Origin of the sequence: Pseudomonas sp. P20 (assembly GCF_016463925.1) — a bacterium.
Classification (GTDB): Bacteria; Pseudomonadota; Gammaproteobacteria; order Pseudomonadales; family Pseudomonadaceae; genus Pseudomonas; species Pseudomonas aeruginosa.
Genome location: NZ_JAEMVM010000011.1, coordinates 1 through 12,451 on the forward strand (window position 1 = coordinate 1; position 12,451 = coordinate 12,451).

A 12,451-nucleotide genomic window follows, 5' to 3' on the forward strand; every position below is an offset into this window, starting at 1 on the left:
GGTTGCTTGCTGACCAGGCCCAGCTCACGCATCAACCTACGCACTCGGAAACGGCCGATGGTCACGCCCTCTTCGCGCAGCATGCCCAGAATGCTGCGGCTGCCGGCCGAGCCCCGACTCTGGCTGAACAACTGGTTGACCTGGCTGCGTAGCACAATGCGACGAGCATCGACCCGACGACGTCGAAGACGGTGGACGTAGTAGCAAGACCGCGCCACATCGAAAGCTGAACAGACCACTTCCACCGATTCCTGCTCACTCAACTGGTCTATCAGCGCGTACGATCGAGTTCGTCCGACATCAAGAGAGCGGTAGCCTTTTTTAGGATCGCTTTCTCCCGCTCCAGCCGGTTGATCCGGGCTTCCAGTTCCTGGATCTTCTGCTGTTCGGGCGTCAGCGCCTTGCTCTTCGGGGTCACGCCTTGGCGTTCCGCCTGGAGCTGTTTCACCCAACGGCGCAAGGCCGAATCCACCACCCCCAGCGAACGGCAGGCCTCGATATGGCTGTAGCCCTGGTCCAGCACCAGGGCGGCGGCCTCTCGCTTGAACTCGGCGGAAAATGTACGTCGTTGCTTGCTCATCAGACACCTCTCTCAGGGCGAGGATTCTCGCCTAAATCGGTGTCCGGGATCAGTAGACCACTACACTCAGGTGTTTGCGCGGACTGAGCAGTCGCTGCCGAAACAGTTATTTTTGTTGCTAAGAGGCAGGAAGGCTGCGCTGAGATTCCTGCTAGTAAATTAGATAGTTGTTGTCTTCTGAAACAGAATTGAAGCGAAATTGGGGGTAGGGTTTTTCTAGGTGAAGGGTAACTATTTAGAATTACAAAGGTGTGACGCAAATGTTGTATTTTTCTTGCGGTATGAAGATGGGTGGTTGGGTCGGATATAGGTACTTCTCTCTATTTTCTTTAATTGCTCTTATCTATGGGTGTGTCGGTGGTGGAGGTGGATCGGATGAGATTGGGCAGCACTGCTTTGAGAGAGAGCAAAAGCTTTCCGGAGTTAATGATAATGAAGAGGGGAGTGTGAGGTTGAATCGGCTGAACTGCGATCCAATTGAAGGTCGTGTTCTTGAATCAGAGAAGCTGATACGAAAGCCGCCCAATGAGCTGGGTATTCACTGAATGAATAATTTTTAGCCTGGAGAGGTCTTTTTGAAAATGAAAAAATCACTTGTTATGTCGATTGTGCTTTTGGTGGCTAGCAATTTCGCGTGTGCTGATGAGGGCTCAAATGATGGAAGTGAGATATGTCGGGCGCAGGGTGGAGTTGAAATAACAAGTCTAGGGGAAGTCTCAAAGGGTGTGGATGTTGAAGATGTTGTAGTTTGTTCGATTCTTCCAAGTAATATGAAGTCGAGTCAAAGAGCGCCTACACTCCCTCCTCTGCAAAGGATGATCATTTCGGCAATGCCTTCACCAGGAGCGGTCACTGTTTCCGCCAGCGGAGATAGGAAGTTTACAACATCTTGCCGGGCAAATCTTTATGCTCCACGTTATGCCAATTTCTATCCAGACGGTGTTAGCAGGGGAACATCAGATCTACGATGTGTTGGTTACAATACCCCCGGGAATTCATCTCAAGGGTGTAATGTGTCATGGGTCGGCCCGACCGACATTCAATTGGGTGTTGAGCCATATGGCGGATCTGTTGTTGTAAACTACAGTTGCACTGCATTCAAAACAACGATTCCAGTGATAATGAGCTACAGTTATCGTGATGGGCGGGCAGTGTATGGCGAGGTCCAGAATGTGTCAGGAATAATAAATGTGGTTTTGAACTAAGGGTGCGCCTTAGTAGGATTTTATTTCAAGGTGTTCAGCTTGTGAATGTGCTGCAGGGCACTCTATAGAGTGCCCTGCATAGGCTGGAAGTCGTTTGGCTGAGGGCTAGTCTTTCGAGTTCGATATGGCACGTTGATGAAGGCTGGTAAAAAGTCCTGTCTGTGTGGGTGGCAGGCGAGTGGCGCGTTCAGACGCTAATGTGGAGTTCAAGGTAGGGTTCCGACGCCGAGGATCCTCTTTGGGTGGAGTCATTTGCTGAGCCATGCAGTTATAAGACAGGCTACGTGCTCCATTGACTTGGACATCGATACACGAAGATTCAGATTGTTCATCCGAGTGTGACTCTGCGGGCGGGGAGGCAGCAGCCTGCTGTGCCAAACCAACTATAGGCAACAAGAATATAATTCGAAGAATTTTAATAAGCATTCCAATCTCCTTAACCCTGAGGGTTGGATGAGACTCAATAGTAACCTCAAGTTATGAGGAAAGATGAACCGCCTATCGTTTTGTAGTCTTGGTTAGGTCAGGCACACGCTAGTGAGTAGTACTAAGAGTAAGCCGATAGCCAGGGGGCGTGGTGGCCCATTTGGGGAAGTGATGAAGAGGTGCGGGCTTGTACCGGTTCGAGGAAGGAATAGACAGCAGACAGGATCGCTTGCGATGGGGCAGCAGGAAACCATCAGCCCGGCCGTATCCAGAACTGCTGCTTGCAGCGTTAGGGGTGACTCCCTCATGCCCTAGAGGGCATAATCCCTGTATGGAGATGGCTAACTGATATTAAGGAGTGGTCGAAGTCATGGAACGCTTGCTCGAGAGCATTTACATCAATGCCCGGCCGGCGATGGAGTTGAGGTTTAGCCTCACCAGCTCCGGCCGCAAGAGAATGGTAAAGATTGTGGATGGGGAGGAGGTCGAGGTTCTGCCAGGTGAAGTGCAGGGCATCCTGGAGGCCCAAAAGAGGGATGTTGGAATCCTCGCCGATTTCTTAGCCAAGAGTCTCTTGGCGCGACGCTAGAGATCCTTGGCTAGCCAGTCTATCGCCGACAGCAACGTGGTCTCGTCGGCCATGCCTTCAAGCTTCACGCTTCGTCCCGTCTGGTTGTCCCGGGTGACGAGGGTCGGGGTCGCTGTAATGCCCTTCGACTGTGCGGTGTCGATGTTCGTAAGCGTCCGGGGAAGGCACATTGCGATGCGCTAAGCTGTAATCCTTTAGGATTGAGGTCTCAGCATGGAATGCCACGTTCGTCCCGCCACGAGCAGAGATGCAGCAGCGATAAGCCGCGTAGTTATAGCCGCCCTGCGTGAGTCAAATTCACAGGACTATCCGCCTGATGTGATCGCTCAGGTTGAGCAGAGCTTTTCTCCTGAAGCCATCACCACACAGCTTACGAAGCGTAGGGTCTTCGTAGCCTTATTGGGCGAAAACAATTATTGGCACTGCCGGTCTCGACGGTGACGTCGTCAGAAGTGTTTTCGTTGACCCAGCTCACCAGAAAGGCGGTATCGGGCGGCATTTGATGGATGTCATTCATACAACTGCTGCCAGCGCAGGAGTTGGAGCTGTACGTGTGCCATCGTCGATTACAGCTGAAAGGTTTTATACCGCATTGGGTTATCAGAAAATCCGCGACGAGTTTCATGGGGCGGAGCGCACCATCGTTATGGAGAAGCGGCTGTAGGATTATTCCAGACTATTTACCCACTTATGCGGCAACAAATCAGTGATCTCACTGGCCCGCTGCGTGGGCAGCCGCGTCAGCACATCTTTGAGATAGGCATACGGATCATGCCCATTCATACGCGCCGACTGGATCAGGCTCATGATTGCAGCCGCCCGTTTACCACTGCGCAGCGACCCGGCAAACAGCCAGTTCGAACGCCCGAGCGCCCATGGCCGTATTTGGTTCTCGACCTGATTGTTATCGATGGGCACAGCCCCATCGTCCAGGTAGCGCGTCAGCGCTACCCAGCGTTTCAGGCTGTAATCGAGGGCTTTGGCCGTGGCTGATCCATTGGGCACCAGGTCTCGCTGAGCCAACATCCAGTCATGCAGTTTTTTGAGGATCGGCACCGCCAATTCTTGTCGTATTCGCCAGCGCTCTTCATCACTCATGTCCCGCGCCTGACGTTCGACCTCGTACAAGCCGCTGATCGAGTGCAGGGCCTGTTCAGCCAGCTGACTTTTGTTCGCCACGTGCAAATCAAAGAACTTGCGCCGGGCGTGGGCCATGCAGCCGATTTCAGTGATGCCTTGTTCGAAACCGGCTTTGTAGCCAGCGAAGTCGTCGCAGACCAGCTTGCCGTTCCAGTCACCCAGGAAGTTGCGCGCATGTTCGCCAGCACGGCTTGGGCTGAAGTCGTAAACCACCGCTTTGAGCCCTGAAAACGGCGTCGTGCTGTACGCCCAGACATAGGCCCGGTGGGTTTTCTTCTCGCCTGGCGCAAGCATTTGCACCGGTGTTTCATCAGCGTGGATCACGCCCTGGTTCAGCACGGCTTCACGCAGTGCATCGACCAGTGGCTGAAGCCGCACGCCGGTTTGTCCGACCCACTGCGCCAGGGTCGAGCGAGCAATTGCCAGCCCGGCGCGGCCAAAGATTTTCTCCTGCCGGTACAGCGGCAAGTGATCGGCAAACTTGGCCACCATCACGTGGGCCAACAAACCTGCGGTCGGGATACCTTTGTCGATTGACCTGCCCCCCGATTTCAGTACCACGCTGAACTTAGTAGAGTCCGTTTTCCAAGCAGGAGACGGCAGTGCAGAAGCGTTCTTCTCGACTTCCTCAAGCGGGTCGAGGCTAGTGTACCGACCGAGCTGCACGCCCAACTGGTGGAACTGGCCCAGGAGTATCGACGCTGTAGCTAACGCCGCCTGCACATCCTGCTGTGGCGTGCAGGTCAACCACAAGCGGATTTACCGGCTGTACCGAGCCGCCGGCTTGATGGTGAGGCGGCGGAGGGTCGCGGTGGCGCGCGAACGCCTGAGCCTGTCGAGCGCACCGAACCAGGTCTTGTCGATGGATTTCGTCTTCGACGCGCTCAGCACTGGGCGACGGATCAAATGCCTGACGGTGGTCGATGACTTCACCAAGGTGTCGGTCGACATCTTGGTGGAGTACGGTATCAGCGGTTTTCGTGTCACGCGGGCGCTGGACGAGATGGCGCGGTTTCGTGGCTACCCGCAGGCGATCCGCACCGACCAGGGCCCCGAGTTCACCGGCAAGGCGCTTGATCAGTGGGCCTGTCAGCGTGACATCAAGTTGAAGCTGATTCAGCCTGGCCAGCCCACGCAGAGCGCCTTCATCGAGTCATTCAACGGCAAGTTCCGGGGCGAATGCCTCAATGAGCACTGCTCGCTGGTCGAAGCCAGAATCCGTATCGCGGCTTGGCGGGATTACAACGAGCACCGACCACACAGCGCCATTGGCAATCTCTCCCCGGCAGAGCTTGCTGCGAAGTGGCGAACCAACCAGCAGCAGCTGAAGCGGGAAAAGTTGATATCAACCCCATAGCCTACTAACTAGGCAGCGGTACTAAAACTGGGGGCAGGCCAGTCCGAACTGATAAAAAAACGTCCGAAACTGGCAAAACCTTATGGCCGGTTTTCCTAATATTTGCTCCGAACCCTCGGTATTTCAAGGAGCGAACATGCATATCCAATCGTTGGGGGCTACTGCCTCCTCGCTGAATCAGGAGCCTGTCGAAACCCCGTCGCAGGCAGCGCATAAGTCCGCCAGCTTGCGTCAGGAACCTTCAGGGCAAGGTCTCGGGGTTGCCCTAAAGAGCACGCCGGGAATACTTTCCGGGAAGTTGCCGGAAAGCGTTAGCGACGTGCGTTTCAGCAGTCCCCAAGGGCAAGGGGAGTCCCGTACTCTGACTGACTCGGCAGGGCCGCGGCAGATCACTCTGCGCCAGTTTGAGAACGGAGTCACCGAGCTACAGCTCAGTCGGCCACCATTGACCAGTCTGGTCCTAAGCGGCGGTGGTGCCAAAGGTGCGGCATACCCGGGAGCAATGCTGGCGCTAGAAGAGAAAGGCATGCTCGATGGCATCCGCAGCATGTCCGGTTCGTCCGCTGGCGGCATCACCGCCGCCCTTTTGGCCTCAGGTATGAGCCCGGCGGCGTTCAAGACCCTTTCCGACAAGATGGATCTTATTTCGCTGCTCGACAGCTCGAACAAGAAGCTGAAGCTGTTCCAACACATTAGCAGCGAGATCGGCGCATCGCTGAAAAAGGGCTTGGGCAACAAGATCGGCGGCTTCTCTGAGTTGCTGCTCAATGTACTCCCACGCATAGATTCGCGGGCTGAGCCCCTAGAACGCCTATTGCGCGACGAGACACGCAAGGCCGTGCTCGGACAGATCGCTACGCATCCAGAGGTTGCACGCCAGCCGACCGTTGCCGCCATCGCCAGCAGATTGCAGTCCGGCTCCGGAGTCACCTTTGGCGATCTAGATCGGTTGAGTGCTTACATTCCCCAGATTAAGACGCTGAACATCACAGGTACGGCCATGTTCGAGGGGCGTCCGCAATTAGTGGTGTTCAATGCCAGCCACACACCGGATCTGGAGGTCGCCCAGGCGGCACATATCTCCGGTTCCTTCCCAGGAGTGTTCCAGAAGGTCAGCTTGAGTGATCAGCCGTACCAGGCCGGCGTAGAGTGGACAGAATTCCAGGATGGCGGGGTGATGATTAACGTGCCGGTCCCTGAGATGATCGACAAGAATTTTGACAGCGGGCCACTGCGGCGCAACGACAACCTGATCCTTGAGTTCGAGGGCGAAGCTGGGGAGGTAGCGCCCGACCGAGGTACTAGGGGCGGCGCGCTCAAGGGCTGGGTCGTCGGGGTGCCTGCCCTGCAGGCGCGCGAAATGCTGCAGCTCGAGGGCCTGGAGGAATTGCGCGAGCAAACCGTTGTGGTGCCGTTGAAGAGCGAGCGCGGTGATTTCAGTGGCATGCTCGGTGGCACCTTGAACTTCACCATGCCGGACGAGATCAAGGCGCATCTTCAGGAGCGCCTCCAGGAGCGAGTCGGTGAACATCTGGAGAAACGTCTTCAGGCTTCAGAGCGTCATACCTTCGCTTCTCTCGACGAGGCGCTGCTGGCACTTGATGACAGTATGCTCACCAGTGTTGCTCAACAGAACCCGGAGATCACAGACGGGGCGGTGGCTTTTCGCCAGAAGGCGCGGGATGCGTTCACCGAGCTGACTGTCGCTATCGTTAGCGCCAATGGCTTGGCGGGTAGGCTCAAGTTGGACGAGGCTATGCGCTCCGCTCTTCAGCGACTCGATGCGCTGGCAGATACTCCGGAACGCCTAGCATGGTTGGCAGCTGAGTTGAACCATGCTGATAACGTTGATCATCAGCAGTTACTCGATGCCATGCGCGGGCAGACGGTGCAGTCGCCGGTGCTCGCCGCTGCGTTAGCAGAGGCGCAGCGCCGCAAAGTGGCGGTTATTGCCGAGAACATTCGTAAGGAAGTTATCTTCCCCTCTCTGTATCGCCCTGGCCAGCCGGATTCCAACGTAGCTCTGTTACGTCGGGCGGAGGAGCAGCTACGGCATGCCACCAGTCCGGCGGAAATCAATCAAGCGCTGAACGATATCGTCGACAACTACTCGGCACGAGGCTTCCTGCGTTTCGGCAAACCCTTGAGTTCGACTACCGTTGAGATGGCTAAGGCTTGGCGGAATAAGGAGTTCACATGATTGATACATGGCTGGCACAGTGGGGCTTGAGACTTCCCTCGAGCAACGATGCCACGTTGCGGCTGCAACCGGCAGAGGGACCGGAACTGGTTATGGAGCGCCTCGAGGGCGGTTGGCTTTTCGTCGTCGAGTTGGGACTTGTGCCTTCAGGGTTACCGCTGGGTGTGATCTTGCAATTGTTACAAGTGAACTCTCCATTCTCATCCTTGGCACCGGTGAAACTTGCGGCGGACGATGCCGGTAGACTTGTGCTCTGGGCTGAGGCACGTGATGGCTTTGACGATGTGGATGCACTGAACCGCTTGCACGATAGGCTGCGGGAAGGACATTCACGATTAGTGCCATTGCTAGAGCCCACGGGTGAGTTGGTTCCAGCTCAGATACAAACCAGCGCGTTAGTGTTCGTTTGAACGCAAGGGGAAGGAGCGATACTGCCAATAAAATCCGCAGTTGGTAATTTCTCTAATAGATGGGCCACCCGAAGGTGGCCTATCTGTTCATGCTGCAATGAGTTGTCGTGCCAACACCATTTCTACCGAGCCCCATCCTGGTTCAACGAGCCGAGGCCCTCGAGGTGGGCTTTTCTGTTTCTGGAGTCCGGATATCTGATCCACAGCGCGCCAGAACGAGCGGCTGGTTTCGTGCTTTCGCCAGTTATATCGGCACTGGCCCACATTCGTGTGCCTGCCAGTCTGTTTCCATGCAGCCTGGTGAACAGGTGCATGGCTATCCGAGGATTTGTCAGTGGGCCTGGACTTTCATAGAGTGAAGCTCCTTTCCTCGCGACTGGATTAGTGACGCGATGCCGACCCCGGTTTTCATAAAAAGAACGGTACTGTTTGGCGACTGTGATCCCGAAGGGATCGTCTATACGCCACGTTTTTCATACTTCGTGCTGGAAGCGGTGCAGGAGGCGCTCGGGGTCTGGCTGGGAGGCCCGGGGCTCAGAACCCTCCTGGGTTTCAGGATTCTTCCCCCGGCGAGAGCGTTCTCCCTGGAATTCCTGCATCCGGTCACCTGGGACGACGAACTCACGCTGCGAGTGGGTGTGTCGAACGTGGGGACGCATTCTTTCTCGTTTTCAGTCGAAGGACGTCTTTCGCCGGACGTGGTGGCGTTCACTGCGAGTCTGACGCAGGTCTGTGTCTCCCCGGATACCCGCGAAGTCATGGAAGTCCCCGCGCAGCTCCGCGCGCTCCTCGCATAGAGACACATTCTGGCTATTCGTCGCGGCGCTGGCTACGGCCGGCAGGACGCTGCGAGCGGCATGCCGCTGACCTGCTCCGTGGCGCTCCGGAGGAGGGCGGCAAGCCGCCTTCCTTCATTTCTACTCGTTGCCGAGCATCGCATCCAGATCGCGCATGGTCTGTTTCTTGGCCTGGACGCCCTGCAGTTCGACGAACATTGCCTGGACGGTCTGCACCATGCGCGCAATGGGCATCTTGCCCAGCGGCAACATCTGGTTGTTGTCGCGGATGGCCGGGGCGCAGACGAAGGCGAACGAGCGTTGCAGCCAATAATCGTATTTCTCCGGGTCGATCCAGCCGTCGACGGTTTTCACGTTGGTGATGACGTTGTCGATGCGGCGCATGGCGCGCGCGTTGTCGAAGCGAACCCTGCGCTCCTTGCACTTGAACTGGACCTCGTAGGCCGTCAGCGTCGGCATCGACCGGTCTTCGAATAGCTGGATGATCTGCGCCGACTGGATACCTTTGGGTTGCTGCAAGATGCCGGTGGCGTTGGCGACGAATACCTCGTTGTTGTAGCGTTCGCCCTTGCCGTAGACGATCCAGTAGTCGCCGGTGCTTTCGGCGACCGCAGTCGTTGCCGTGCAGATGAAGGCGAGCGGCAGCAGCCAGCGCCGAGCATGAAGGAATGGTTTGCCCATGAGTTCGTCCTTGAATGTCTTGTTCCCGACCGCGGAGGGTCATCCAAGGGACGAATCATAGGTGCATCCCAAGGTGAGGGTCGACTAGCACGGATGAGCTATGGACGAAGCGGGGGAAACTCGCTCGGAGCTTGCTCTATCGGCACGTTCGGGATGGTCGGGCGGCTGACGCCTCGGGTGCGCTCCGGCACGCATTCGAGCGAGAACGACGGGCTGGCTTTACTGCTCGGAAGGCACGCTGCACCGCTGTTGGCGGCGTCAAGCTGCCGGCGATGGGGGAGGGCGGCAGGCGCTCATCGGCTGGTCGGTCGATCTGCCGGGTGCGCCTGCTGGACGCCGTTGGGGGAAGGCCGTCTGCCGCGCGATGATTCCATGAGGTCTGTGGCCTAGTCGAAAAGCGCCTCTGGTGTTCCTGCGCGGATTCGCTGCCATAACATCTGGATCTGCGAGGCCAGTACCCGGTGCTCGGAAAGCGGCGGCAAGGCGTCCACCGGGAAGTACTCGGCCGCCGACGTTTCGTCCGTTTGTTGCTGAAGCCTGCCACCGGTGACGTGGCAGAAGAAGAAGGCTTTCAACGCATGCGGCAGTTGGGGAGGGTGGGGATGCTTGTGCTTGTCCAGCAATGCCAACAGGCGTATCGCTCGAACTTCCAGTCCGCTTTCTTCCTGGGTTTCGCGAACTACCGCATCTGCCGGCGACTCGTTTACGTCGCACCAGCCGCCTGGTAGGGTCCGGCAACCATCCGAGGCCTCGCGGACCAGCAGGACCCGCTGTTGCGAGTCGAGGATCAACGCACGGACGTCCAGTTTCGGGGTCGGGTAGTGGCTGTCCAGGGCGATCCAGTTCTCGACCCGTTCGTACGCTACCCCCTGGTCGCTGGCGATGAATTCGGCGACGGCATGCTGGAGCGCGCGAAAGCGTCCGATGTCGAAGCGGTCCTTGGAGAAGGCGAGACCGGCCTGGGCGGTGGACAGTATCAATTCCAGAAGATGGGCAAGCGCCCTGGGATCGCTGACCGATGGCACCTTTCCTTCCGTTTTTTCGGCCTTCGGGTGGTCCGCGTCGTGCGAGCCGTCCAATGGTTGTGCCATAGATAGACCCCTCGCTGCTCGATGATCTGTAGAACTGGTTTTCAACCAGGTGTTCCCTGCGTCTTCCTCGTATGCCTGTGCACGCCAATAGTGGTCCATCAAACCCTGGTTGCGACCGTCGCTTTCCAACACATGCGCGTAACCCAGGTTCGCGTGTCGCAGCGATGGCTCCACTGCCAGGTTCGCTTCGAACCGTCAGGCGGTCGCAACCGATGACGCCTCTTCGCACAGACTTACCGTAGGAGTTTCCCTCCCCGAAACGAGCGGTCGGGCCGGCTGCGGTCGGCTGGCAAAGGTAGACTCCGTGCCGGCCATGAGCGTTTCCAGGGCCGTTTGGGTCCGTTCGAGGAGACGCAACAAGCGATGCTCCCCTGTTTGGACGGCAGAGGCGGAGGCAATTCCCTTATGCTGCTTGCGGATAACTGGCCCGGACGGCATGTACGGCCTTGTCGTTCTACGGATGCCTGGAGTCCCGCAGGCGGGACAGCGCAACGCGCAGTGACCTTCCTTTAAGCATATCGATGGAGTCTGTATGAAAGAGCTTGGTTCGGAATCGCCGATGGAAAGTCTTTTCGACATTCGTTCGCTGGAGGCCATTACCGGCGGCGAGCCGGCTGCATTGCAGCGGTTGCTGGAAACTTTATTGGCCAGCAGTCGGGATGATCGTACTCGGTTGGCGGAATTGCTTGAACTCGCAGACCTGCAAGGAGTGGCCGAACTTGCGCACAGGATAAAAGGGGCTGCGAGGGTGGTGGGCAGCAGCCTATTGGTCGAGTCTTGTTCCTGCCTTGAAAAGGCTTGCCAGAACCCATCGGAGTCTTCCGAGCGGATAGCCAATCTGGCCTCTTCATTGGAAGGCAGACTAAGTGCGTTCGAAATCAGTATCTCAACCGAATTGGCAAAGCTCTAGAGATCGGACCAGGTAGAGGTTTCAGAAGCTGTTCAGGTTTCTCCATAACCTGAATCGCATCTATTCACCAGCATGGATTTCCCGTTCCCGTAAGCTCCGCGCCTGCTGCTGGGGTAATGGGATAATTGGGAGCCTGCTGGGTTTGCTTTGGTTTGTCTTGGTTTTTCATTTTTCTATATAAGAGGCGCTATCGAAGCTGATGCGCTTCTTTCGGATCGTTCATTTTGTTTGGCTATTAGTGGTAGCGGGCTTATGGTGTCGGAGAGTTTTTAACTACGAGGTTTTTTCCGCTTGTAGGAAACTTCATACAAGCACTGGGGAGATTTCACACGATTGCCTGGGAAGTGCTTCGTTGTCGTTCTATTCGGCTTTTCGGAGAATGTTGCTGGCTCTTATAGAGTTCAAAAATCGCAACACTTTCACTGTCAAAAGGAAGCTCAATCGTGTCCATTTCCATGAAAAGCATTCTGGCTGCCGCAGTAGCCAGCCTGGTCGTCGGCAATGCCATGGCGGCAGACGGCACCATCAATTTCAAAGGTGAAATCACCGCGGCCGCTTGCAGCATCACTGGTGGTGCCGGCACCACCGTTGGCGGTGCTGCGGGCAACCAGACCATCGACGTAAACCTTGGCAAGATCAGCATCGACTCGCTGGGCGGCACCGCGGGCGGCAGCATCGCCGGTGGTACCAGCCTGAACCTGAACCTGGACTGTGGCAAGACCGGTACCGGCCTGACCACCGTCAAGCTGAAGTTCAACCCGATGTCTGGGAGCACTATTGACCCGAACAATGAGAGCCTGCTGAAAACCGTCGGCACCGCCACCGGTGTCGGCATCGGTATCTATGGATCCGATGGCAAGCTGCTGAACCTGTCGGCGAACGAGACCATCGATGCTCCCCTGGATTCCAAGGTACAAAAAGATGGCGAAGGCAATGACATCACTGTCTACAGTGCCAAGCTGAATCTGCGTGCCGCTTATGTCAAATCCGGCTCCGTAGCTCCTACGGCTGGTAGTGCCAACGGCTCCCTGCCGTTCACCCTGGAATACAACTAAGTTCTGCTAC

Annotated in this window: 8 protein-coding genes and 5 pseudogenes; 8 read left to right on the forward strand and 5 right to left on the reverse strand. The window is 56.7% G+C overall.

Going from position 1 to position 12,451, the window contains the following annotated elements:
- A pseudogene (locus tag JHD77_RS16565) lies at nucleotides 1-580 on the reverse strand (IS3-like element IS222 family transposase); the annotation flags it as partial.
- A gap of 2,001 nt (nucleotides 581-2,581) precedes the next feature.
- Between JHD77_RS16565 and JHD77_RS16570 the strand changes: the two are divergent.
- Nucleotides 2,582-2,800, forward strand: a complete 219-nt coding sequence (locus JHD77_RS16570; protein ID WP_031755419.1) for a hypothetical protein — start codon at nucleotides 2,582-2,584, stop codon at nucleotides 2,798-2,800.
- On the opposite strand, the pseudogene JHD77_RS32380 reads toward JHD77_RS16570, so the two are convergent.
- Nucleotides 2,797-2,949: pseudogene (locus tag JHD77_RS32380) on the reverse strand (DsbA family protein); the annotation flags it as partial. The gene JHD77_RS16570 and the pseudogene JHD77_RS32380 sit on opposite strands and share 4 nt — an antisense overlap.
- Before the next feature lie 64 nt (nucleotides 2,950-3,013).
- Between JHD77_RS32380 and JHD77_RS16575 the strand changes: the two are divergent.
- Nucleotides 3,014-3,464: pseudogene (locus JHD77_RS16575) on the forward strand (GNAT family N-acetyltransferase).
- A 2-nt stretch (nucleotides 3,465-3,466) separates the two neighbouring features.
- On the opposite strand, the pseudogene tnpC reads toward JHD77_RS16575, so the two are convergent.
- Nucleotides 3,467-4,474, reverse strand: a pseudogene (tnpC, locus tag JHD77_RS16580) (IS66 family transposase); the annotation flags it as partial.
- A 199-nt stretch (nucleotides 4,475-4,673) separates the two neighbouring features.
- Between tnpC and JHD77_RS16585 the strand changes: the two are divergent.
- From JHD77_RS16585 to JHD77_RS16600, 4 genes and pseudogenes are all read left to right on the forward strand, one after another.
- Nucleotides 4,674-5,297: pseudogene (locus JHD77_RS16585) on the forward strand (integrase core domain-containing protein); the annotation flags it as partial.
- 136 nt (nucleotides 5,298-5,433) lie between these two features.
- Nucleotides 5,434-7,497 (forward strand): type III secretion system effector cytotoxin ExoU, encoded by a 2,064-nt coding sequence (exoU, locus tag JHD77_RS16590; protein ID WP_003134060.1) that lies wholly within the window; start codon nucleotides 5,434-5,436, stop codon nucleotides 7,495-7,497.
- A complete protein-coding gene (gene spcU, locus JHD77_RS16595) occupies nucleotides 7,494-7,907 on the forward strand; it encodes a CesT family type III secretion system chaperone SpcU (RefSeq protein WP_031755414.1) in 414 nt (137 codons plus the stop codon). Before exoU ends, spcU begins: the two co-directional genes overlap by 4 nt.
- Nucleotides 7,908-8,299: 392 nt before the next feature.
- A complete protein-coding gene (locus JHD77_RS16600) occupies nucleotides 8,300-8,704 on the forward strand; it encodes an acyl-CoA thioesterase (RefSeq protein ID WP_003108604.1) in 405 nt (134 codons plus the stop codon).
- Between the two features lie 120 nt (nucleotides 8,705-8,824).
- Here JHD77_RS16600 and JHD77_RS16605 read toward each other — a convergent pair whose 3' ends face one another.
- Together JHD77_RS16605 and JHD77_RS16610 are read right to left on the reverse strand one after the other, a co-directional pair.
- Nucleotides 8,825-9,385 carry a hypothetical protein gene (locus JHD77_RS16605; RefSeq protein ID WP_003108605.1) on the reverse strand — a complete coding sequence of 187 codons (561 nt, stop codon included), beginning with the start codon at nucleotides 9,383-9,385 and terminating at the stop codon, nucleotides 8,825-8,827.
- Between the two features lie 386 nt (nucleotides 9,386-9,771).
- Nucleotides 9,772-10,410: an NUDIX hydrolase gene (locus tag JHD77_RS16610; protein WP_031755412.1), complete on the reverse strand. Its 639-nt coding sequence runs from the start codon at nucleotides 10,408-10,410 to the stop codon at nucleotides 9,772-9,774.
- Between the two features lie 598 nt (nucleotides 10,411-11,008).
- On the opposite strand from JHD77_RS16610, the gene JHD77_RS16615 reads away from it, so the two are divergent.
- Together JHD77_RS16615 and JHD77_RS16620 are read left to right on the forward strand one after the other, a co-directional pair.
- Complete coding sequence (locus tag JHD77_RS16615; RefSeq protein WP_025324792.1) at nucleotides 11,009-11,386, forward strand: Hpt domain-containing protein; 378 nt, start codon at nucleotides 11,009-11,011, stop codon at nucleotides 11,384-11,386.
- A gap of 443 nt (nucleotides 11,387-11,829) precedes the next feature.
- Nucleotides 11,830-12,441 (forward strand): fimbrial protein, encoded by a 612-nt coding sequence (locus tag JHD77_RS16620; RefSeq protein ID WP_003163144.1) that lies wholly within the window; start codon nucleotides 11,830-11,832, stop codon nucleotides 12,439-12,441.
- Nucleotides 12,442-12,451: the final 10 nt, after the last annotated feature.